This window comes from Carboxylicivirga sediminis (assembly GCF_018156225.1).
GTDB lineage: Bacteria > Bacteroidota > Bacteroidia > Bacteroidales > Marinilabiliaceae > Carboxylicivirga > Carboxylicivirga sediminis.
In genome coordinates this window covers 1-24,779 of record NZ_JAGTAR010000054.1, presented here as the reverse complement: position 1 = coordinate 24,779, position 24,779 = coordinate 1, and the positions used below count along the sequence as shown (strand labels likewise).

The window sequence follows — 24,779 nt, the reverse complement described above, 5'->3', positions numbered from 1 at the left end:
GATGATCAATAACTGGTGTTCGGGCATCATCATTACCATAACAGCCGATAAAATGTGGCGAAGTATCTTCAATGGTTATCCAAAGGATGTTTGGTTTTTCTAATGGCTTAGTCTGGCATGATGTAAACATCCCAAAAAGCATTATGAGCATTAAAGGCAAAGAACTTTTTATTAGCATCTGGTGGTGTTTTGGGTTAAATGTAAAAGTATAAATAACCACTCCTTATAATGGTTATTTATACTTAATACAAATCTAAAATTTATGAAAAAAGGTACTCTAACTATCTTTATTAAATATGATTATTTAATTGGTGAAAGACGGTAGATAAAACTATAGTCTTCACTTTTTAAGCGATATTCTTTACGTGGAAAAGCATTATCCATCCAGCTTGTTGTGCCACCAATACCCATTTGTTTATGGTCAATATTCAGGAATACTTCAGCATGCTTTGTTAGCTCAAATGAGTATTCGGCACGGTGCATTTCGGCTTTAGGATAATGAGCGGCACCAAAACCAATGACCTCATCACCTGTAATTTTAAGTCCTTTACCAGATGCATTCGTCATTGTTACCCAACGAGTATTAGAGCGATAGCCATTTTCCTGAGGACTTGAGTACTCCACCCAAAGTTTATCTACCGTTGATTGATAAACACCTACTAATTCATTGTTGCGGTCGTTGTATGTTGGTCCTTCTGTTCCAAACCACTCAACATTATCATAACCAGCTGCCAACACCAACTCTGTTCCCTGACGAATCATCATCGGCAACTTGATTTCGCCAGCGGTGTAACTGCAAGCTACATCCACTTCACCATTGCCATACACTGTATAAGTTTGAGAATATTCAGCATCAATCACCGGTAAGTTACCTTTGGCCGTAATTACAATGGTATTGCCTACTTCTTGCTCGGTAAACTCATTAATTAACCATGCATTGGCTTTCTCCCAGGTATATAACTTAGGCACTTTGGCAGATGCGCCTTTAATACCGCCACGGTCGTTATCGGTTAAAGCTCTCCAGAAATCAGGATGTGCGCCTTGCCTAATAATCTGTTCATCGTTGATGTAATATTTCTCTAGTCGTCCGGTTAATTTATCAAACACAATAGAAAACTCATCGCCCCACACATACACTTTACGCCCATTCACGCGCATTTGAGGTTTAGCATCCGACTGAACTTTAGTTAAGGTTGCCAGCTGGTTCTTTTCTAACTCAAACTGATCCCATGCCAGTAAGTGACCTGCAGCGGCATAATAGGAGGCATTCTTTGAGGTAAACTTGAAGTTAATGTGGTACTCATGGCCCTTCTTTGGGTTGAAATTGACCAACTCTAATTTAAACTGCTTACTACTGCGTGGGGCAATATCCAAATCATTAATGTCACCACTTTTAACAACATTCCCATTTTCAAGTAATTCCCATTTGCCTGATACCAAATCATTAGCATTTGTAAAATCGAACCAGTTGGTAATTTTATATGTATTATTCTCGATATCTATTGCTTCAACATGAATATTGCGGTAATGATACTTAATGGCATTTAAACCAGGGTGTGGTGTCCAATCAGCAGCCAATAAGCCGTTCATACAAAACGTTTCATCATGGTAAATGCCGCGCGACGTTTCCCACCATCCGCCATAAGCGTAGAAATGGTCATCCTGAGCAGTGGCTCTGTAGTTAGCTGGCACAGCTTGTTTTAAACCCTGATCCATCCAGTCCCAAACAAAAGCTCCCTGAAAATTATTATCGGCATAAATCTGGTCCCAGTATTCTTTTAGGTTACCGTTACTATTTCCCATCGCATGTGTGTACTCGCATAGGATAAATGGCATATCGGCATGTTTGTTTATTATCTGCGCACAACGCTCCGGTGTTCCGTACATTAATGAGAAGATATCAGCTGTATTGTAACCATGAGCTGATGTTCCCTCGTAATGGAAAGGACGAGTAGGGTCGGCCTTTTGCACCCACTTGTAAACATGCTCTACATTTGGTCCGTCGCCACTTTCGTTACCAAACGACCAGATAATAACAGATGGGTGATTACGATCCCGATATACCATTCGCTTCACACGGTCGAGATGTGCTTCTCTCCATTCTGGAGCATTCGACAAACGGTTTTTCTTATTATTGTCGAAACCATGGGTTTCAATATTTCCTTCATCAATAAGATAAAGGCCATGCTCATCACATAAGTCGTACCACTCCGGCGCATTTGGATAATGACTTGTACGAACGGCATTGATGTTATTTTGCTTCATCAACACAATGTCGCGCATCATATCTTCGGTAGTAACATAATGTCCCGTTTCAGGTGAATGCTCGTGACGGTTTACACCCTTAAATAATACCTGAACACCGTTGACCAATAACTTGCCATCTTTAATTTCAATGCGACGAAAACCAACTTTCTGTGGAATTACTTCCAACACATTCCCGCTTTTATCTTTCAATGACATTAAAAGCATGTATAAAGTTGGCGACTCAGCGTTCCAGCTAGTAATATTCTTTAGCGTGTGCTCGTCGGCCTTAAAAGTGGTTATTCCTTTATCTGCAACTACATCAATAGAATGTTTTAGTAGCTCCTGACCTTCTGAGTCTAATAATTGATATTCAACAACTACTGCATTTGCTACGGTTGAAACAAGTTCGCCCTCTAATTTCAAAATACCATTCGTATTTGATTCATCCAGAGTGGCTGTTATATTAAAATCGCGGATGTGTGATGATGGTGTTGACCACAAATACACATCGCGGAAAATACCACTTAAGCGCCAAAAATCCTGATCTTCTAAATAAGAACCATCGCTCCAGCGATACACTTCAACAGCCAATTGATTATCACCTACCTTTAAGTATTGCGTGATATTAAACTCGCCTGGCGTACGACTGCCCTGACTGTAACCAACCTTTTTGCCATTGACCCAAACGTAAAATGCCGATTGAACACCATCAAAATTGATGTAAACCTGCCGGCCATCCCAATTAATTGGTAATGTGAAGTTACGACGATATGAACCCACCGGATTCCATTCTTTTGGAGCTTCCAGATTTTCTTTATCAAAAGGATATTCAATGTTGGTGTAAATTGGTACACCGTGGCCTTCCAGTTCCCAATTTGACGGCACAGGAATGGTTCCCCACTCTGCATCATTAAATGTGCTTTTATAAAAATCAACCGGGCGCGATGATGGGTTCTCCGACCACTTAAACTTCCATTGACCATTTAAACACTGGTGATAGGCCGATTGCTTTTTATCGAAACTAAGAGCCGCCTGTTCCGAACCATACACCATCATGGTAGCATGCGGTTTTTCTCGGTTAATCTGTAATACTTTTACATTGTCCCAATCTGCTTTCTTTGCAGAAAATGCACTTAAACTGACAAGTAATAATAAGTGCGCAATGATTAACTTCTTCATCTATATGATTGATTTTTCAATGAGTATTAAATGCTTAATGCACGCCTAAATATGCAATGGCAAGATGTAGTTTTTATAGGAAAAAGAGGTGCCTATTTTATCCAAAGAATAGCACATTTTTGCTTAATTCTGTGTTTTTTCATTTTTACCAATGAATGCATTCTCATGCACTCATAAAGTCCAGAATACTGATTACGTGACACATAGAGAGAGTTAAAAATCTACAGGAAATAGTCATTAATTTGCTCATCAACATGCAATGACGATAAATTACTTTTATTATTAGCTACCTCATAGGTTTTGATTTAGAAATAAAGAATGGTAGTTTTTTATCCAATACTTTTTGTTAGTTGGTCATTCCATGTGCTTCATCTTCGTGTTTCCCAAAGAACAATACACTCGTACATGATGGTTGATTTATCTATCGGCCATTGATAATCTCATTCACTTGCTTTTTTAGTTCGCTCAATGATGTTGCATATGCAGGATCGTTTGCCAGATTATGCCATTCAAACGGATCATTATTTAAATCATACAATTCCTCTGAACCATCAGGATAAGTAATATACCGAAACTCTTGGGTACGATAAGTAAATGTTTGTGCCTCTATGTTGTAATCAACAACATCGGTAGCAATGGCCGTAAGTGCACCTTTCGGTCCATTCCAATCATCAGAAGTTGGATCTTTTAACAAAGCCTTAAAACTATATCCACCCAATGGCAGACCCTCTTCATTCTTTCTATTGTGATTGCCCAGATTACAAATATCAATCAAGCTCGGGTAAATATCGACCAGTGAAACAGGTTGTTCCACTAATGTTCCTGGTTTAACTCCTGGCATATTCACAACCAGAGGAATACGGGTGCTGTTTTCCCATGGTGAGTTCTTAAACAAGTATTGCTTTTGCCCCATCTGCCAGCCATGATCACTTGTTAAAACAACAATCGTATTTTTGGCAAACTGACTATCGTTCAAAGCATCCAGAACAACGCCTACCTGCTCATCAACAAAGGCAACACATGCCAGGTAAGCCTGCAGAAAGTGTTTTAAGCCTTCCTCCTCATTATTACCGTACGACTGAGTAAGCATCTTTGAGTACATCTGCCCTTTTGAAGTGTTGGTATACCACTTATCATCCTTGGTTCGTTCAACCGGATAGTTGTCCTTGTAATAGGTATCATCAACATCATTCGCTTTTATCACCGGCAGTTCAAGTTCATCGACGGGAAACATATCAAAGAATCGTTTAGGTGCATACAGGGGCGTGTGTGGACGAACGAATCCAATTCCCATAAAGAAGGGCTGCTTAGAATCCTGTGTATCCATTTCTTTAATGCGTTTGGCGGCCCATCGGGCATGCAGTTCATCGGGTAATAAATCTCTATTTCTCTCATCGACGTACTTGAATACTTTACCATCTTTAGCTGAATAAGCCCAACCAGCATTATCCCCCATAGTTTCATTTTCATTAAACCTAGGAATATCAGATAAAGGCGCATAGGAACCATCAATATCACCAATGCTGCGGAATGGTTGCGGAACCGATGGATGACCGACCTGTTTCTCGCCATCATATGCGAAAGGGCCATAATTATTAATTTGAACACCCCACTCATCCCAAAGATGTTTTTGATTGTAATGCAACAACTTACCACTTCCCATCACGTAGTACCCCATCTCAGAAAATTGCTCCATGATGGTTTTATTATTTTTAAATAGCTGTTTGGTCGATTTAGTATCTAAGCCAAAATTACGTGATTGATGTGGATAGACACCTGTAAATAAGCTATTGCGTGAAGGGTTACACAAGCCAATATTGGTTTGAGCATTGATAAAGCGCACACCTGATGCTGCCAGTTTATCAATATTGGGAGTGTGGGCTTGGGGATGACCGCCAAAGGCGCCCTGGTAATCATTCAGATCGTCGCACAAAATAAAGATAACATTGGGATGTTCCGGTATGGAAACCGTGTTTGACGACTTACATCCTAAGAGAGCTAATACAACCATTAAAATTGAAAGAAATCTTTGGTATATCCACATAATCTATTCTGCTTATTCGCATTTATTGAAAACTAAAAATACAAAGAGAGTCCCTGATTTAAAATGCGTATATTATCCGATAATGGTTAATTATTAACTTGTGCAAGCTCTGAAAACAAAACCTTAGTACTATCTATTATTGCACCTTACAACTAACAACTACCATTAGTTACTAGCATTAATAGCAATAAGTTATAACTACCAGTTAATACCTATTCTTACTGTTCATCCACCAACTTTACCTCCTGAATTTAAAAAAAGGGAACCCAGGCGGATTCCCTCTTTAATAATTGGTGTAGGACAGTATTTATTTAATTATCATTTTTTGTGGTTGATAGCCGTCAAGCATTAAAACATATAAGCCTGAATCAATATGACCAACATTTAGTTGTTTTACTACCTTCTCTTCCAACACTTTTCTTCCTTTTAAGTCGAATACTTTGACACAACTTTTCTTTTCAAGCCCACCAATATTGATAATTCCATCTGTCGGGTTGGGATACACCATTAGAGGCTTAAGCTTTACATCATCTATGGCTGTTGCTTCTCCATTTTTTGCATTGCATGCACCAATATTGGGTGTACCTGTTGACAAATCGATGGGATTGCCATAGAAATCGACGGTTGGATATTCCGGTACATCCTTGAAAATGCCTGTTCCGGCGCCAGGCACCGGTGGTCCTAATTTGGCCACTCCGGTATTAATAGCCGGACTGGTACTTTCAAGTTGGTATTGATACATGTCTTCTGCCTGCATACTTTTAAACTTAGGGTCTCCATACAGTGGATTGGTATCTAAATTTTTAAAATTCTGGTTGATGATACCAAAAAACAGATTGTTCTTCATAAATAACGGCGTACCGTTATTTTGAACGATCATTTGCTTGGAACCTATACCGGCTCCGTTAACTGAGTAGAAAATATTGTTGAAAATATGGGTATTCTTACCATTTATGTCAATTGCTGTTGAATATGGCTCATCAATAACTACCGTGTTATTATAGATATAACTGTAATCGCAATAGTGTGTTACACCTCCTGGTCCATTTTGATTGATCCAAATGGTATGGTTGCTGTTTGTCCAATTAGGATTCTCACGCCAACCATCATTCACACTAACATTAAATCGATATACGGCATTGACATTACCACCCAGAATTTCAACAAAGCCACCTTCACAATCCTCCATATAGTTATACTGTACAAAGGTGTTGTGGTTTTCATGATCGATATGAATACCGTGTGAATCAAGGTAACCTCTGGTGCTAATGCAACGGTTACGCTGAATAACAGTATTGTAACAACGCCAGGTCCAAACCGAGCTGCCACGGTTAGGCATACGTGGATCAACATCGGAACCTGGGTGATTAAACAGGTTGTCCTCAATTAAGCAATTGTATGTTTTTGTAGGTAATATGCATGTTCCACCTATATAATGAAATTCATTATTACGAAAGACCAGGTTCATATTTCGATTAATCATTTCATCACCAATGCCGTCGGTTCCACCAGCATGCTTCATATGAACGCCTAAGCGTTGTAAGTCTGTGAAATAACAGTCTTCCATCAGAACATCCTGGATATTCTTTTCCTGACCAGCAACGGTGTTTTTGGCTGTATAGAACCTAACGGCAGCTACCTCTAATCCGTTAAAAGCATCTTCCCCCTCACCTTGTAAAATGGGCTTTGGCGCATATACTTTCTGAAAAGTCATGTTTCGGAAGACAAAATTGCGCATGATTTCTGCTCCGGTGTTTAGGACATAAATACCATAGGCATCGGTTTCATCCACGCCTGTTCGGTTGACTGTTCGTTCATTATTAATCTCCAAACCATCAAAAATAAGGTTATCGTGATTCTCAACCAGTATGGCTTCCTGATAATCGCCACCGGCTGCCGCTCCTATTTCGCCGGTAATAATTGGTTTATTACCTTCTCCGTATGAAGTTATGGTAATCGGGTAATCAGTTGTACCCGAACCATTCACCACAAAATGACCATCGAAACGATCCCCACATTTAAAATTAACGGTATTACCGGGCTTTAGTGGTGCCTGGCTAATTTTCTCTAAAGATTGGAAAGGTGCATCTATGGTGCCATCGTTGGCATCGTCACCTTCTGAACTACTGATGTAATAATCGCTTAACTCGGTAAATACGACTTCCTCCACTTTTATTTCATCCACTAATAGCGTGCCCGACCAATTGTGGAAGACACCCACGTACACCGTATTCATACCGGCTCCTGCTGTAAATGTCATCTCATGATCTATCCATTGCGTCTTCTGTGCTTCTGTTGGCGTAAAATCTTCACCTTGATTTAATAATGTGATGCCATCGGATTGATAAACGCGTAAATGACGTTTAAATGGACTGGTTGTTTTAATACTCAGCTTGTATTGTTTGCCTGCAGTAACATCAACTTCCTTACGCAGCTGCATAAGGGTCTGACCGTTTTCGCTGGCTACACAGGCAGCGTACTGATTGTCATTGTTGCTCTGAACAGAGGTGCTAATAGTTCCGGGATAATCTGCCTTTTTACTAAAGACATACCCAAGTGTTGATAACTCATCATTAAGAGCATATGATTCAAAATCATCAGAGAAAACAACTGTCTGTGCCATAACGCCGCTAGTCATTACAGCCATGTATATTAACAAAACAACTCGCCTCATATTCAATTACTTTTTTAACGGTTAAAAGCCCGGTTTGAGCAATATTCAAAAGTAATGGTTTACTGATGATACGTTTGAGCGTTTATTATCCAAAAACAACCAGTTTTTAACCAAACTTCTTATTTATTGATTCTTCAGAAGAATTTGTTAATTCCTAGTTTTATTTTACTTAGCCTTTCGCCCTTGCTTCTTCCTGGCTTCAGAATGTATCAGGCCAAGAAAAGTAGGGTCTATCAATTCAGAGGTCCACTCATTTAGGATTAATTCCAGTTGTTTCACTTTCTCAGGCATTTTGTCAGCTAAATTATTTTGCTCTCCAATATCCTCACTGAGGTTATACAATTCCTTTGTTTTCCCATTATTGTGCATGACTAATTTGTAATCACCATCTCGCACACAATAACGTTGTTGATCAAACTTTCTTAAATAGATATATTGATGTGGTGCTTTATTGCTATTTCCAGTAACATATGGAATAAGGTTAACGCCATCCAAGGGTTTATTCTTATTAATGGGCGATTTAGCCAATGCCGAGATAGTAGCAAAAATATCGAGTGATGATATTGGAAAATCATAAACCGTTGCATCAACCTGACTTTTCCAGCGCATAGCAAATGGCACACGGTATCCACCCTCATAATGTGAGCTTTTTCCTTCACGCAGAGGCCCATTATCGGATGCATTCTTTGTCTCAGGGCCGCCATTATCCGATAAGAAAAAGATGATTGTATTATCATCAATGGCTAATTCTTCTAATGTTTCAAGCACGCGACCAACACCATCGTCCAGAGCACTTACCATGGCGGCATAGGTTTTACGCTTGGTATCTTTAATATCAGGAAAGCGCTGAAGGTATTCATCCGTAGCTTGCAATGGTCCGTGGGGTGCATTGTAGGATAGAAACAGGAAGAAAGGTTCATTAGCATGACGTTTAATAAAGCTGACCGCTTCATCAGAAAACTCATCCGTCAGGTATTTACTTGTTTTTTCAGGCGTATGATTTCGCATTATCCAGGTGCGATAGCTATCATGTTCACCTGATATGGCATAACTATCTTTGATGGTTAATTCCTCAGGAAAATAACGGTGACCTCCGCCCAGATGCCCAAAGAATTCGGCAAAACCTCTGTTAAGAGGATGATGTGTTGCCTTATGAGCTCCCATGTGCCATTTTCCAATGACAGTAGATTGATAACCCTCCTGAGCCAATGATTCCGCTATGGTCATTTCATCGGTGGTCAGTCCCATATCAGGATCATCAGGACAATATTGCGGGTTACGTTCAAAACCAAAACGCTGCTGATAACGACCTGTTAAAAAACCAGCTCGACTAGGACTACATACCGAATAGGAAGTATAACCATTAGTGAACTTCACGCCTTCGCTGGCTATTCGGTCAATGTTAGGTGTTGGAATATCCTTACAACCATTAAAGCCCACATCAGCATAGCCAAGGTCATCGGCCATGATAACAATTAAATTGGGTTTAAGCTTTTTTACTTTTGCGTAAGTATCTATGGCTGATGAACAAACTACAGCAAGAACAATAGCTACAATATTAATATTTTTCATAATCTCTGTTTCTATAGTTTTACACCTAATATTTCGCAAACCTCTTTATACAAGCTAAGTTTTACCATCTTGTACTTATTATCATCAACTAAGTTCTTCCACTCATGAGGATCATTTTTATGGTGGTACAACTCTTCCATACCATCTGCATAACGAATATATCTCCAATCTTTTGTACGGTACGAATAATGTTGTTCTTCAATAGTAGTCGAAGACCCGATATTTCCAACAATTGTTAATGCTCCCCTCGGTCCACGCCAATTTGTTTCTTCATCATTATCTAACAAGGGAACCATGCTATAGCCTCCTAATTTCCCACCTTCTTCATTTATTGTATTACTTCCTGATAAATTACAGTAATCCAATAAGGTTGGATAAATATCTACCAAAGAAACAGGCTGCTCTACCTTTGCTCCAACATGGGCATCAGGTGCCATTATCACCATTGGCACACGGGCACTCTCATCCCATGGCGAATTCTTAAACAGGTAATTTTTCTCTCCCATCTGCCAACCATGGTCGGCTGTCAGAATCACAATAGTGTTATCCTTAAATTTGGTTTTTTCCAAGGTATCCAACACCTTTCCAACCTGTTCATCAACAAAAGCCACACAAGCCAGGTAAGCCTGTAAGAAATGCTTTAATGCTAACTCACGGTCGCCATTATAAGACTCAAGTATTGTACGATAGTATCTAAAGCCTTTGTTATTAGGATTGATATTATACTTCAGGAAGGTATCTTCAGCATCATTTTCTAACCAGGGAGCCAGCTCCAGTTCCTCAATTGGGAACATATCAAAGAAACGATCAGGTGCATGTAAGGGGGTATGCGGATTGATAAATCCAACACCCATAAAAAAAGGCTGAGAACTATCTTTCGCCTCCATTTCTTTCAGTTTATTACTCGCCCATTGCGCATGCAACTAATCCTGCATCAGGTCGCGCTTATCCTCACTCTCATAATTAAATGGCTTCTTATCCCTTCCATATACCCATGAATCACAAGTTGATAAACGGCCATATGAGCCATCAACAGGTCCAATTGACTGATAGGGCTGTGGCACTTTCGGGTGGGCCACCATTTTCTCACCATCAAAAGGAAAAGGTCCGTAATTGTGTTTGGTATTCATCCCCCACTCATCCCAAGTCTGTTGTTCATGATTACCATGTAGCAGTTTGCCTGTTCCCAGTGTGTAATAGCCATTATCCTGAAATAGCTGCATCAGAGTCTTATTGTGCTTTAATACCGACTGCTTCGTACGACCTGTCCAGCCAAAATCGTTGGAATCATGCGGATATACGCCAGTGAAGAGACTGTTGCGCGATGGCTGGCAAACCGGCACATTGGATTGCGCATTGATAAACTGTACACCAGCAGCTGCCATGGCATCAATATGAGGTGTTTGTGCCTGTGGATGACCGCCAAAAACACCCTGGTAGTCGTTTAGATCATCGCACATAATAAGGATCACATTGGGTTTCTCAACCTGACTTAAGCAGGTTGGAATAACTGCTGTATATAAAATAAAAAATAAAAGATATTTCATTTGTCCTGAATTGTAGTCAATAATTACGATCTCCCAAAGATGTTAACACAACTGTTTTAAAAGTGACAGAAATCATTCAATTAATAACACAAAGTTATTTTACTCCCTATATTGATTACCGCACGACACGACCAGATGTACTTCCTCCCATTAACGCTTCAACCTCAGCTCGTGTAGAAAAATTAAAATCTCCTTTAATAGAATGTTTCAAACACGATGCTGCCACCGCATATTGTATAGCAACCTGAGGTTCTGACAATTCTGAGGTTGTTAGCGCAAAGATTAAACCGCCTGCAAAAGAATCCCCACCCCCTACGCGATCAACAATATTTTTGATTTTATATGACTGATAATTCCCCTCTGCATCCAAAGGTGCAAAAAACGAGGTATCTGATTTGGCATCGTAGAGCATAGCTCCCCAGTTATTATGAGAAGCTGATAAGCTCTCTCGTAAGGTAATGGCTACCTTACTCACATTGGGAAATTGCTTCACTACCTGACGTGCCACATCGGGATAGCGAGCCGTATCTATGGCCCCTGAATGCACATTCGTATCACCAGCCTGAATTCCTAACACATCGTGACAATCTTCCTCATTGGCAATGACCACGTCAATAAATGGTAAAATCTGACGCATGGTTTCCTGTGCCAGTTCACGCGCTGATTTGGAATCATCCCATTTCCATAGTTTGCCACGGAAATTTAAGTCAATAGAAACCAATGCACCGGCTGCTTTGGCCTTTTGCGCTGCCACCAAGGTGGCTTCCGATGCATTCTTTGAAAGCGCAGGCGTAATACCACTCAAATGTAACCATTGCGCACCATTGAAAATACCGTCCCAGTCATATTGGTCGGCCGGAGTAATGGCCACAGCTGAATCTTCACGGTCATAAATCACATTACTTGGGCGCTGATTGGCGCCTGTCTCCAGAAAATAAAGTCCTAGTCGGCCTTTATCGGTGCGTAGTACATAGTTAGTATCAATACCTACAGCACGCACCGCATCCATGGTTGCTTCGGCTAATGCATGCTTGGGTAACGCTGTTACATAACGCGCATTACCGCCCAAATTACAGATAGAAGCAGCCACACTGGCTTCTGCCCCGGCATAAGTGATTTCAAATTCGCGTGTTTGTCTTAATCGCAAATTTGCTGGTGAGGCCATTCGCCCCATAATCTCTCCAAAAGTTACTATTGTTTTCATTTATTTAGTTTCAAGATATTAGTATCAAGATGATTTAATTACAAATCCAAGCAATTTCTTCTTGTGTCCTGATACATTTGTCTTTAATCTTTTTTATTACTTCTAATATTCCTGATCAACTGACTGATCTCTTTTGCATTCTGTGTAATGGTTGTCCATTGTTCACCTTTAATAAACTCCTGCTTGGCAATCCATGAACCGCCAATAGCCGTAATCAATGGCGACTTTATATAGTTGGCAGCGTTATTGATGTTTAAACCACCAAGCGGTATAAACTTCAGATTTAAATAGTTATAGGGCGCCACCATATTGGTGAGGTGCATCATGCCCCCGGATGTTTCTGCCGGGAAGTATTTCAAAACACGACAGCCTTGTTCCAACGCCATTTCTATGTCAGTTGGTGTTACTACGCCTGGAGCAAAGGATAAACCGCAATCCTGAGCTGCAGCAATTACTCTGGGATTGCAACCTGGCGCCACCGCAAAATCAGCCCCTACTTTTGCCGCGTTAAACACTTGTTCAACAGTTAGTACCGTACCAAAACCAAGGGTTATCTCAGGCAGCTCGTCTTTAATAGCCTTGGCAGCCTCCCAGGCTACAGGTGTACGAAGCGTTAGTTCAATGGCTGACACCCCACCTGCCAATAAGGCTTTGGCCACAGGCATCGCATGCTTCACTTCATCAATTACCAGTACGGCAATAACGCCGGCATCGTCTACTTTTTTTATTATATCAGGCGCCATGGCCTTTTGTGTAATTGGTTGCATCTTTGTAATTGTAATGATTAAAATATAATGTTATACTCTCCTTCTGTCAGGTTCAATGTTGTTGCATCTCCTCCTAACTCCTGCTTATTTACCCAAACAGTCCCCTTTGCATCCAAGCTTTTTATATCCACATCAATTTGAATACCCTGAGGAATGACCAACTTGAGACTTTGCTTCTTGCCAGCCTTCCACTCAATTTGCATTTGAGCATTTCCAACCGGTATAACCCCCTTCAGATTTTCGACACCCGAATCGATGTAATTTAATGCCCATCTCTTTAGTCCTGGTTCAACAGGTTTCAAGCCAAATAAATACCCGGCAAACAAGGCCGGCGGAAAAGCACTCTCTGTTTGTGCATCACTGCGGGTTTTACCAGGCATAAATTCACCTGTTCGACCTGAGCCATGCAACCACCACTCTTCCCAAAGCGTTTGGTTAGTATCATCAGCCAGCATGTGCCTGAAGCGCCTTGTAAACAATTCAAATGACTCTCTGACAAAGCCATATTCACACAAACCTTTATGCAGATAATAAGACATTGCTGGGGTAACAACAGCCATTCCTGATGTTCGCATCACAAAATTATGGTCATCTTTTTTTAATAGCCTCTGAGCAATTCGTTCGCCTTGTTCTTCTATAGCAATATTTAAGGCTAAAGCCATAGCATTGGCGTGCTCACTCACTTTGTATGATTGCTCTCCATCAATGACAGCATCCACAAATAAACCAGCTTTATCATTCCAGAACAGCTTTTGAAGACTGCTTCTTAAAATCTGCGCTTTTGACTTATAGCTATCAGAATCATCAAGCTTTAACCAATTCAACAACTCTGCATAATTCTCCAGGGCTTCCAGGTAATGAGCATTTAATGTAAAATTAGCACCACTACGATCATTGACTGCATGGTCGAGCCAATAGGCATAGGGCGGATTATCAATCAAACAATTTTCATTCGTAAAACCATCTAAGAGTTCTAAAAGACGTTCTGCTGCTGGCAATAACTGCCTAACAGTTTTTTCATCACCACTATACAAATAATAGTTCCATAAGCTTTTTAGCCAAAAACAATTAGAATCCAATATTACCATATAGTCGCTTATTGCCAGTGGGGCATACGCCGGCATAATACCATCGGCCATTTGCTCCTGAGCAATCTGTATCAAATAACGGCGCTGCAAAGCCATGTCACCAAAGGTGTAATAATTGCCCAAGGCACCATAATACCCTGTTTGGGCATACTGGCGACGCTCGCGATAGTTATCAGTAATGGCATCCGTGGTGCAAATCTCAATCGTTTTGGCTGAAGCTGTAAAGAAATCTTTTACCCATGGGGCATCTGCCGATTCCATGAGTCCTTTCTGTTCAAAAGGGTATGAAATATGTCGCAATGCTATTTGATTTATTGTGACCGGATATCCGGAATTCTCTACCCAGACGGCCATATATCGACATGGTTTGAAATAAGATGCCTCCCATAAGTCCCTCTTCCCTGATAGTGTGATGCGGTCTTCGTATTTTGCATCCACCAGACTGGCACAAAAATGGTTATTCAACACATATGGTGCACACAATACTCTTATTTGTGTGCCTGATTTCCCTTCCATGTCAATCAGGGGAAAGCCATTCATCACTTCGCCAAAATCAAATAGCAACAGGCTGCCCTTCACCCCTGTTTTAAAATTCAGTTTAAAATTTTCGTTTTTGCTATTGCCTTTGCTAATGGCTTTATCAATTGTTCCATCCAAAAGGATTTTTTCACCTACCAATCCTTGAGGATATTCAATGTAGTTTTTTGTAAGAATAAGTGTGGGCTTCAACAGCAACTCTTCCTTTAACATAGGAATATCGCGCTTTACCAACTTAATCCATGGATTTATTGAAGCAGTAGCTCGTACACCTTTCTGATGCGCTGGCCAACCTGCATTACGCATCAGTTCATGGGCGAAAGACCAAGAAGAATCATCAAAGTCTCCAGTAAACCAAGCATGGCTGTAGGATCGCATATCTACATTATCACATACATCACGCTGAAAACGGCTGATGACAGGAGACTCCTTATCCCAGCTGCTATCTTCCATCAATCGCCATGAATCATCGGAAACAATCACCTGATTGTCCACCTCCATCTGCACCAATAAGCCGGCTCGTGATTCAAACTGATAGGATTGAGCCCCAGGTTCAAATACCGCTCTAACGGCTATCAGGTTCTTTCCTTCCCGTAAAAAACCTTTAACATCTATACAATCATAGGACTGATGATGAGCGGTACTGCGCGCAGCTCCCCGATTGACATATTGACCATTGATGTATAGTTGATAAAAATCTGAAGCTGTAATTTTCACTATTGCCTGCTTAGGTGAGGCACTCAGCTCGAAACTCTTGCGAGCCAAAACAGCTTCAGCCTGCAGTTCCTCCTCAGCCCAAATCCATTTGGCTGCCCAATGCTTTTCAATAGCTGATGCCTTGAAAAAAAGAAGGCTAAATAGAATACTAAAAAAAAAATATCTCACTATTAATTTATTTTTTAGACATCAATGCTGCACCATAGCCACAGCTATATACAGCATTGTATTATTAGTAATTATTGCTGCGTTTTATCAACTGAATAATTCATGATATTGAAAAGCAACTTGTCAGCCACCGGGTCTTTGTCCAGAAAATCGATAATGCGTAAGGTTGACATCAGCATTTGTCCTTTTCCAATGTTGGCCTCCAACACATCAGCGGCCCACCATACCTCGCCCGGTCCATTGTAATGACGGACCATTACATCGTTATTTGGGAAATGGTCGTAACCAATCATACCTGCAATGTACTGTCCCTTAATTTTTGACATGGATTCAACTGGATGCACATTTTCATATACGCCATGCATTATCTGGTTTGTTGGCAATCCATCAAATACCGAATGCTCTGTTACGATATGTGATTTGGCCGCCCAACCGCCACGTGTGGCCCACTTGGCATGCAGTTCGGCATTAAGTGGTAAAGCATCCTCATCCACTTCGTGCAGTACCCGGTCAAACCCAGGTATTTTATTGCCAATGGTTTCTAAAAAAACAGCATACCCCCCTTGTTCAACAAAGGCTTTTACATCCATAGCAATCTGTTGATAGCGCTTATCCTTTTTTTGACCTTTACCTATTAAGACCGGAATGGATTTATTCAATTCTTTTGTAAACTCGAGGTATTGAACTCCTTTAGCATCCAGGAATGCTTTCAGACTTCCCTCATCATCCACTACTGCAACTTTGGCTTTAGGCGCAATTAGCTGTGCATTGGTAAAAACATCGAAAGGCTGTTCATTTTTGGTAATAATCTCACCAGTTTCATTACTTACGCTTACCTCTACCGTATAGGTGCCTGAGTAGTCTTTGGTATCCAGTTTGACATCTATAAAAGAGGAAATACCTGATGTAAATATGGTGTTTAGCGTTTCTGACCACATCACCTTTTTGTTGGCATCTAAAATCTGCACTTCGATTACAGCCTTTTCATCTGCTTTCTCACTTACACCAAACACCTGTAACTGTGCGCCTTTTTGTGCATAAACATTGCGAGGCAAAATGCGTACAGGTGCAATCTGAGGTTGATTGGCAGCTTTGGTCAAATCGTAAACTAAAGTCTTCGGGTTACGCCATAAATCAAGAAGTCCCGCGCCAATAACCCAGTCACCACCAACCAGGGCATGCACACAATAACCTTTCACAGTTGAATTTAAGCGGATAGCTTCTAACATGCGCTTATTAGCTATCCCATGTATTTTTTGCTCTTCCAGGTAAAGGTCCTGCACATTCGGATAAATCTTATCAAATCCCACTTTTTGAAGAGCTGACACATAACCTTCATTCAGTTCTTTGTGATACACCGATGGTGCAACAATGGGGTTACCTTTCTTCTTAAAGTCCTCCATATTGCTAATCAAATCCGGCGTACTCCCATAGCCTACCTCCGACAGGTAAGTCATCATGCCCGGCACCACATGTTTTCCATAAGTTTTAACCCCGGCCAAACCCTGCTCATTCTTCTCATTATCTGTTTTTGCCGTTGCCAGGTAGCCATTAAATTCTGCTTCACAAACCTGCGAGCCACTGTAATGGTGAATGTCATTGAATTTCATAGGGGTTTGCTCATAAGGCAGGTAAATATTGGCACCTTCGCCCCAACCTCCTGACTCATCGAGAATCATACGGGTAGGGTCCAATTCACGCGCTAAAACCGACATTGAATTGAGCATCTGCGTTAAGATGGGGCGGTTAATCTCGTTAAACAATTCCCATTGCACAATACAGGTGCGGTTACGGTTATTGAGAATGGTTTCTCTTAACTCATTTTCAACCACATAAGATAAACGAGGCGTTGATATTGGCCTGAGCATACACTCAGTCACTAAACTTCCTACGGTCAGAACACCAAGCGAGTCACACAAGTCCAACCACATAGGAGGGGCCGGCTTTCGCCAGGGACGAATCATATTAAAACCGGCTTCTTTGGCCAGAGTAATTTCTTTAATGGCCATCTCACGACTATCGGGATAAGCCAATTTAACAGGATATAATCCCTCAAAGAATGTCGCCTTTAGATAAAGTGGCTCACCATTAAGTGTGAACTGATCATTTTCGACAGAAAACTCACGCATCCCAAATTTGTGCGACCACTTATCTTCAAGTACTTTGTCATCCAATACGCTAACATTGGCCTTATATAAGTAAGGATTATCCATTGACCAATATTTGGCATCCTCAATTTTCATTGACCAGCTCAATTTGTTTTTACCGGGTAAAGCCACGATGCTCTCTTTCCTGTAAGCCACGACTCTTCCTTTTGCATCTTCTATGCTAACCTCAACTAATCTGTTGTTTGTAAAGGCATCCGCATTATTAACGGTCATATTCAATACTGCCTCATTAGATGCAATACGCGGCTCAATAAACACATCGGCCAAATGCGTATGTCCCTTGGCGCTCAGGTTTACGCCTTGCCAGATTCCACCATTGATGGCACCACGCCACATGGGCACTTCCTGACGGCCCATGCCATCAATGCGCTTATCTGTTAGTATGATGGGACTTACCACTCTTACCATGATGGTATTTTCCTCGCCAAATTTCAGCAACTTATCTATACGAAAACTAAATGGTGTATATCCTCCTTCATGAAAACCAACCACCTGTTCGTTTATCCATACTTCTGAATAATAATTCACAGCATCGAAATCAATCTCCACAATTTTACCTTCCCAGTTGGCCGGAATAGTAAAGTTTCTGGTATAAAACCCAACTCCTTCGTAGTTTTCCTCTGTCTCCTCCCAACAAGAGGGAACCTCAATGTGCTTACTTTCCAGCTTGCTGAATTCTTCATTCAGAAACCACTTCTTCACTACTCCTTCATTTGCATCATCAAAAACGATGTTCCAGGTTCCATTTAAGGAAATGGTATTGCTGTTGTTTTGAGCGCATGCCGCTGATGAAATTAATAACAGCAAGGCAACAATGTTTGTAAAGTACTTTATCATCAGTCATTTAATTAATCAACTACGTATTTGGCCAATACATCCATATTCACATCTACTCCTAAACCAGGCCGCTCAGGCACCTGCAGATAGCCATTTTCAGGCACAATCAAGGGTTCAATCAATACATCGCGTAACTCATTTTCTGTTCTGTCTAATTCCATCCATGGGGTTGAATCGAACATACGACCAGGAATTACATCCAGATTGGCAATTAGATGCATAGCAGCATGCAAAGCAATGCCAGTACCCCAGCTGTGAGGCACTACTTCAACACCAAAGGTATTGGCCATGGCAGCAATTTTTTTCACCTCTGTTAATCCTCCGGCGGCTGCAATATCAGGCTGAGCGATATCCACAGATTGATTTTGAAATAATTGCAGGAATCCATAACGTAAATATTCGCATTCGCCTCCTGCAATTGGAATATGGGTTTTGTCGCGCAACTGCTTATAACAGTTATAGTGCTCAGGAGAAACCGGTTCCTCAAACCAGGCAATATCCAGATGCTCAATTTTTCGTGCCAATAACATGGCTTCTTTCAATGAATAGGCATGATTGGAATCAATCATCAGCTCCATATCCTCTCCAATGGCTTGACGAATGGCCTTTATATATTCAACATCCCTGGAAATACCCAAACCAACCTTCATCTTTAATCCTTTAAAACCTTGCTGCTTGTAGTCAATTGCCTCATCAACTAATTCCTGCTTCTGATTTTGACATTGTGTAAAATACAGACCTGTGGCATAAGGCTTTATCTTTTCGCGCTTCCTACCCCCTAGTAGGCTTGAAATCGGCATCTTATAATGCTTTCCTTTAATATCCCATAACGCAATATCTATTGCACTTAGGGACGCAAGTATTACACCACGTCGCGCATAATCAAGTGATCGACGGTACATCGTTTGCCACACTGTTTCATGTTCTAGAGCATTCATTCCTGTAATAAACGGTTTAAAGAACTCTATTCCGGCTTTCACCAAATGAGCAGGACCATACCCTTCGCCCCAGCCATAGGTACCATCTTCGGCAGTTACTTTAACCAAACAGATAGTGCGTGTTTTGTATTCCCATTGAGAGAAGTAAAACGGTTTATTTAGTTCCTGACTAACGACATAGGGTTCTATTTTAACTATCTTCATCAACTTATTTTCTTGTTATTTTCAGGTGGGTTCCTCCTTATACCATATTGGCATATCCCAGGATTATACTTGCAATAATTAGTACTGCAAGTCCCATTAATAATAATCGGAATGGCTTAGCCGCCCCATTCCACTCTCCGGCCCTATAGGCCCAGAAATTACTTACAATTAAGGACAATCCTAGTAACATGGGCCATCCGATTACACCGCCAATAGGACCAATTAATGCGGCTCCCTGGCCATATACCCCCAGCGCTCCAAACCAAAAAACACTTGCTAATATGGCCCAGCGATAGGCTTTGCCTGAACCCTCAACCTTGAAAGAGCTCCATGATTTATTTTTGACCAGCAAAAAGATGGCGTAACCCGCGTTCATAATAAAGGCCCCCATTAATACAACTACCCATGCTGCCAAACTGGCATTTCTGTCGATGGCCCCCATGCTTTCTGCAAGCTTTGCGATGGGTGCTGCTTCAACAAATCCCACATTTAATAAGGCTGATAAGACCCCACAACTAACGGCAATCAGTATTCCTTTCAGAATATTGGATTTATCACCCGATGCTTCCGAAGTCAACTTATCTTTATCAATACCTGCTTTGGCGGTAATAGCCACACCAACTAAAGTAATAACCAATCCAGCAATCACATACGGAAATTGAGGTAAAGACGTTGAATTGTCCATTCGTAATAAAGGAATTAAGGCTCCAACAGAACCGGCTAAACCCATCACGATACCCATGGTTAATGATAACCCAATGTATGGCACACTAACACCGAATAAGATTCCGCCAATTCCCCACAGAAAACCAAACAACATGGCAATAAAAACAACACTTTGCATCTCTGGGTTAGAAAAGGATGCACCTAAAACACCAAGCAAATCAGGCACAGCGACATACCCCCAACCTAATGGTAAAATAATCATGGCTATAAGTACATGCACCAACCACCACGACTCCCATTTTAAGGGAGCCATATATTTCATCCCCAAACCAAATGATCCCTGAAAAATACTGGCAAATACGATTAATAAAAAAGGTAAGAACATTGCTTCCATAAGGTAATTCTTTAACGGTAGATTTATGAGTTGAATAAGTTTTATTTGGCAACAGACACTCGTTTTTTCACGAGGTAATCATCCAATGCCAGGTGAGAGCAATCATGACCAATTCCACTATTTTTAATACCTCCATGTGGCAGATAAATAGAGTATTTAACACCGTTAACCTGTACCTCTCCAAATTCCAATTCTGCACTGAATCGTTCAATACGTGCATGGTTATTGGTGAAAATGTATGATGCCAAACCGTATTCTGTATCGTTAGCCATTTCAAGCACTTCATCGTCTGTAGAGAATTTATACAGAGCTGCTACCGGACCAAAAATCTCTTCCTTCGCCACACGCATCTTTGTGTTCACATTTGATAGAACCGTTGGCTCAATCCAGTTCCCTTTCTCTTTACCTTCCGGTATTTTAGCACCTGTTTCAACCACAGCTCCTTTCGAAACAGCCTCATGAATCAAGTCGAACATCCTGTCACGATCATTGAGCGTTACTACAGGTCCCATATCTGGTTTCTCATCTTTTCCAAAACCAAGTTTTAGTGCTTTTGCCCGTTCAACATAAGCAGATAGAAACTTATCGTAAATGTCTTCATGAACAAATATGCGATTGGCTGCCACACATATTTGTCCGCTATTACCAAATTTTAGCCCTATCGCCAAATCCAATGCTTTATCAAAGTCAGCATCTTCAAAAACAATAAATGGTGAATTACCACCCAATTCCATGCTTAACTTCTTGATGGATGTAGTGCTATCGGCAATCACTCTTAAACCGGTTTGTGTTGAACCAATCATAGTCAACACATTCGTTTGTTTACTTTTTGTTAATATATCTGCGACGTTATCAATGCTTCCGGCAATAATATTGACAACCCCAGCCGGGAAGTTGATATCATGCATAATCTTGCCTAACAAATAAGCCGATAAGGGTGACAACGAAGAAGGCTTGATAATTAAACTACATCCGGCAGCTAAAGCCGGCCCCAACTTAAAACCTACATTAAGTAATGGGAAATTCCATGCCAGATAGGCCACCGCCACACCGGCTGGCTGATGCACCATCTTATGCGTGTGTGTTCCTTCATAATCAGTAATTTGCTCATCACGCATATTCTTCATAGCATTCGGATACCACTCTAGACCATTGACAACTGCCTCAATATCCTCCCAGGCACCTTCATAGGTTTTTCCCATTTCGTGGACCATGGCCTGACGCAGCAGTTCTTCATTCTCCAATACAGCCTGACGCAACTTCATCATCCAATAGGTGCGTTCTGTCAATGGTAACTTTGACCAGTAAGAAAAGCCTTTACGGGCGGCTTCAATAGCTCTTTCGGTATCTTCTTTGGCTGCTTCTGCGATTACCGCAACCGATTCTCCTGTAGCCGGACAAATTACATCAGTTTTAAATTGTTTACTGGAGTCAATTAGCTCGCCTCCTATGTATAATTTCTGGTATCCAAAATTCATTATCCCTAACTTTTATATGTTTTCTCCGTTTTTACCACGAAACAAATGTACACTGTAGTCCAGGTCGATACTTTGCATTTTTTATCCAACAATAACCAGTTATTAACCAGATAAAATAAATCAGACTGGCGGATTCATTAGAACCCACAAAAAATCTAATTTGCAATCCAAACAAAACAACTCTTCTAAAAAAACATCCTGTTTATCAAGCAGAACAGGCATTCGTATGACATTCCTTATAGATCGGATAGTATCTGCTTCGAAAATCCCTTGGCGTAGTTTTCTTGATTTCCTTAAAAACACGGTTAAAGCTGGTTAACGAATGAAAACCTGATTCGTAACAAACCTCTGAGATTGACATGTTTCCATTTATAAGTAATTCACATGCCTTTCCAACTCTAAATTCATTGATAAACTGAAAAATCGTTTTATTTGTCCGATCCTTAAAAAATCGACATAACGAATTTGGTGTCATGGCAGCTTCTCTGGAAATTTCATCTAATGACACCTGCTGTAAATAGTTATTTACAACATAATCAATTACTTTACTGAGACGTTGGTCATCAGATTTTGAATCCGATATTATAAAGTGAGTAGATGCCAATAATTCTTTATCAATCCCATCGGCCAGTATCGATAAAATCTTTAACAAGGTTATGATACGTATGGCTCCACTGCATGAAGAAATTGCAACCAGCAATTCACGTACTTTGGAAAGCGTCACATTTCCAAACCTGATTCCTCGTTGAGCTAAATCCAAGAGCCGCCTTATATTGTCAAATTCTGGTATCGATAAATATGCACCTTTACTGAATTCTTCACCAAATTTAAGAACAACGACATCCACATCATCAGAATCATCCTGCATTTTCCACAGATGAGGAAGACCAGAACCAACAAGAACCAAATCGCCATCATTAAATTTTTCCAAATGGTCACCAACCATTCGGATTCCTGTCCCTTTTAAATGAAAAATCAACTCAAATTCTGCATGAAAATGCCAGTTTTGTTCACTATGAGGCAGTTTGATACGCTCAATAGAAACTGATTGATTGATAACACAATTAGTCGATTTATATTTTAGCTTCATGTTGAATTGATTAAAAAGAATTGCTAATAAAATTACCTCTTCCTATAACCAATCAATGTTAAATTTACATTAGAATATAACACAAAACATACAAATTCAATTTGTGCTATCGTTTGTTAATTTTCTGTTCATTCTTTTTTTATTGGATGGGTAAGACGATAACTTCATTCTATTAGCATTAACTTTTTTATTAAAACAATCTTATAAATCTTATTAATACTGAATTATTAGTTATTTCTGCCTCACACAACCTTTAGATTACCTGAGATGAATTAACACTGATATACTACTAAATTACTTAAACTTATAAATAGGAAACTCAAGACTTCATCGCATCAGAAACTAGACAGAATAGCCATTTATTTAAAGTATCAATATCTATTTTTACGCGATAGTCAGCAGTTAACGTTTGGGCATGTTTTGGATTGATTTCAACTTTATTAAACAAAAATCATATTGTTCCTGCACAATCAAGGATACTTGGTTGTGAGGAAAGACATCTTTAACGGATAAAAAAACTTAACTGATACTTATCAGATATGGAATAAACTAACACATAATGAAACAAGATGATTCCAAAGATATAGTAAACGGATCTTTACCATTATATTTTCTTTCGGCAGTTGTGATTTTTCATTTAAAGAGGTAAGCAATTACTCATTAAAAATTCATTTAGTGTGCCTTCAATGAGGTTAATGTTCCTAATGCGTAAAGTATAATGGTGTCTTTATCTCATTAGTCCTTGTGATTATACCAACTATATAACTCAGCTATTTGCATTACTCAGTATAATTGCTGAACTTTAACCTTACGGAATAAATATCAGAAGAGACTATATCGAGACCCCTATTTTTAAGCACTTTATAAAAGACTGTATTTGAACATTTTATCAATTAAGATACGATCCCGCCGGGATCACAACAAAGCCTGTAAATCATTTGATTTACAGGCTTTTGTTTTATTCATTGTGTAATAAATCAATTAAAAGAAGATGAGAACTAATTCCTAGGTCGATACCATTTAAATCAATTGTCAAATAAACTAATCTTCGAATACTTCCAATTGAAAAAAAAGCCTGACCACAAAGTGCTCAGGCTAAATAGGAAAAAATTCGTATAGAGTATTTTATTTTAACTCCAGCATCTGCGTCTTAGAGTAGTTTTCGCCACGTATAGCTTTAAAAGCATTTACCATCTCTGCTAGTTTATCCGGATGTGATTCTGCCACATTATGTTGTTGACTGATATCCTCATTCAGATT

At 40.2% G+C, this 24,779-nt stretch carries 14 protein-coding genes; all 14 read right to left on the bottom strand.

Annotation, left to right across the window (positions count from 1 at the left end):
• Positions 1-300: 300 nt before the first annotated feature.
• Positions 301-3,426 (bottom strand): glycoside hydrolase family 2 TIM barrel-domain containing protein, encoded by a 3,126-nt coding sequence (locus KDU71_RS21790; RefSeq protein ID WP_212193244.1) that lies wholly within the window; start codon positions 3,424-3,426, stop codon positions 301-303.
• Positions 3,427-3,847: 421 nt separating this feature from the next.
• Positions 3,848-5,437, bottom strand: a complete 1,590-nt coding sequence (locus tag KDU71_RS21785) for a sulfatase (RefSeq protein ID WP_212193243.1) — start codon at positions 5,435-5,437, stop codon at positions 3,848-3,850.
• Positions 5,438-5,777: 340 nt separating this feature from the next.
• Complete coding sequence (locus KDU71_RS21780; protein ID WP_212193242.1) at positions 5,778-8,144, bottom strand: T9SS type A sorting domain-containing protein; 2,367 nt, start codon at positions 8,142-8,144, stop codon at positions 5,778-5,780.
• Between the two features lie 165 nt (positions 8,145-8,309).
• Positions 8,310-9,716 (bottom strand): sulfatase, encoded by a 1,407-nt coding sequence (locus KDU71_RS21775; RefSeq protein WP_212193241.1) that lies wholly within the window; start codon positions 9,714-9,716, stop codon positions 8,310-8,312.
• Between the two features lie 11 nt (positions 9,717-9,727).
• On the bottom strand, positions 9,728-10,603 hold the full coding sequence (locus KDU71_RS23445) for a sulfatase-like hydrolase/transferase (RefSeq protein WP_212193240.1): 876 nt from the start codon (positions 10,601-10,603) through the stop codon (positions 9,728-9,730).
• A 36-nt stretch (positions 10,604-10,639) separates the two neighbouring features.
• The gene (locus tag KDU71_RS23440) at positions 10,640-11,263 is read right to left on the bottom strand and encodes a sulfatase-like hydrolase/transferase (RefSeq protein ID WP_212193239.1); all 624 of its coding nucleotides are present in this window, start codon (positions 11,261-11,263) and stop codon (positions 10,640-10,642) included.
• Positions 11,264-11,378: 115 nt separating this feature from the next.
• Positions 11,379-12,467, bottom strand: a complete 1,089-nt coding sequence (locus KDU71_RS21760) for a sugar kinase (RefSeq protein ID WP_212193238.1) — start codon at positions 12,465-12,467, stop codon at positions 11,379-11,381.
• Positions 12,468-12,550: 83 nt separating this feature from the next.
• A complete protein-coding gene (locus KDU71_RS21755) occupies positions 12,551-13,234 on the bottom strand; it encodes a bifunctional 4-hydroxy-2-oxoglutarate aldolase/2-dehydro-3-deoxy-phosphogluconate aldolase (RefSeq protein ID WP_212193237.1) in 684 nt (227 codons plus the stop codon).
• A 17-nt stretch (positions 13,235-13,251) separates the two neighbouring features.
• Complete coding sequence (locus KDU71_RS21750; protein ID WP_212193236.1) at positions 13,252-15,744, bottom strand: family 78 glycoside hydrolase catalytic domain; 2,493 nt, start codon at positions 15,742-15,744, stop codon at positions 13,252-13,254.
• A 71-nt stretch (positions 15,745-15,815) separates the two neighbouring features.
• Complete coding sequence (locus KDU71_RS21745) at positions 15,816-18,749, bottom strand: glycoside hydrolase family 2 protein (protein ID WP_212193235.1); 2,934 nt, start codon at positions 18,747-18,749, stop codon at positions 15,816-15,818.
• Positions 18,750-18,760: 11 nt separating this feature from the next.
• Positions 18,761-19,891 (bottom strand): mandelate racemase/muconate lactonizing enzyme family protein, encoded by a 1,131-nt coding sequence (locus tag KDU71_RS21740; RefSeq protein ID WP_212193234.1) that lies wholly within the window; start codon positions 19,889-19,891, stop codon positions 18,761-18,763.
• A 37-nt stretch (positions 19,892-19,928) separates the two neighbouring features.
• Positions 19,929-20,951 carry an L-rhamnose/proton symporter RhaT gene (locus KDU71_RS21735; RefSeq protein WP_212193233.1) on the bottom strand — a complete coding sequence of 341 codons (1,023 nt, stop codon included), beginning with the start codon at positions 20,949-20,951 and terminating at the stop codon, positions 19,929-19,931.
• 41 nt (positions 20,952-20,992) lie between these two features.
• Complete coding sequence (locus KDU71_RS21730; protein ID WP_212193232.1) at positions 20,993-22,429, bottom strand: NAD-dependent succinate-semialdehyde dehydrogenase; 1,437 nt, start codon at positions 22,427-22,429, stop codon at positions 20,993-20,995.
• Positions 22,430-22,634: 205 nt separating this feature from the next.
• The gene (locus tag KDU71_RS21725; protein ID WP_212193231.1) at positions 22,635-23,519 is read right to left on the bottom strand and encodes an AraC family transcriptional regulator; all 885 of its coding nucleotides are present in this window, start codon (positions 23,517-23,519) and stop codon (positions 22,635-22,637) included.
• Positions 23,520-24,779: the final 1,260 nt, after the last annotated feature.

Bases quoted from the DNA above. Each gene is read 5' to 3' on its own strand.
- KDU71_RS21790 (WP_212193244.1), bottom strand. From the start codon at position 3,426: ATGAAGAAGTTAATCATTGCGCACTTATTATTACTTGTCAGTTTAAGT.
- KDU71_RS21785 (WP_212193243.1), bottom strand. From the start codon at position 5,437: ATGGTTGTATTAGCTCTCTTAGGATGTAAGTCGTCAAACACGGTTTCC.
- KDU71_RS21780 (WP_212193242.1), bottom strand. From the start codon at position 8,144: ATGAGGCGAGTTGTTTTGTTAATATACATGGCTGTAATGACTAGCGGC.
- KDU71_RS21775 (WP_212193241.1), bottom strand. From the start codon at position 9,716: ATGAAAAATATTAATATTGTAGCTATTGTTCTTGCTGTAGTTTGTTCA.
- KDU71_RS23445 (WP_212193240.1), bottom strand. From the start codon at position 10,603: ATGGAGGCGAAAGATAGTTCTCAGCCTTTTTTTATGGGTGTTGGATTT.
- KDU71_RS23440 (WP_212193239.1), bottom strand. From the start codon at position 11,263: ATGAAATATCTTTTATTTTTTATTTTATATACAGCAGTTATTCCAACC.
- KDU71_RS21760 (WP_212193238.1), bottom strand. From the start codon at position 12,467: ATGAAAACAATAGTAACTTTTGGAGAGATTATGGGGCGAATGGCCTCA.
- KDU71_RS21755 (WP_212193237.1), bottom strand. From the start codon at position 13,234: ATGCAACCAATTACACAAAAGGCCATGGCGCCTGATATAATAAAAAAA.
- KDU71_RS21745 (WP_212193235.1), bottom strand. From the start codon at position 18,749: ATGATAAAGTACTTTACAAACATTGTTGCCTTGCTGTTATTAATTTCA.
- KDU71_RS21740 (WP_212193234.1), bottom strand. From the start codon at position 19,891: ATGAAGATAGTTAAAATAGAACCCTATGTCGTTAGTCAGGAACTAAAT.
- KDU71_RS21735 (WP_212193233.1), bottom strand. From the start codon at position 20,951: ATGGAAGCAATGTTCTTACCTTTTTTATTAATCGTATTTGCCAGTATT.
- KDU71_RS21730 (WP_212193232.1), bottom strand. From the start codon at position 22,429: ATGAATTTTGGATACCAGAAATTATACATAGGAGGCGAGCTAATTGAC.
- KDU71_RS21725 (WP_212193231.1), bottom strand. From the start codon at position 23,519: ATGAAGCTAAAATATAAATCGACTAATTGTGTTATCAATCAATCAGTT.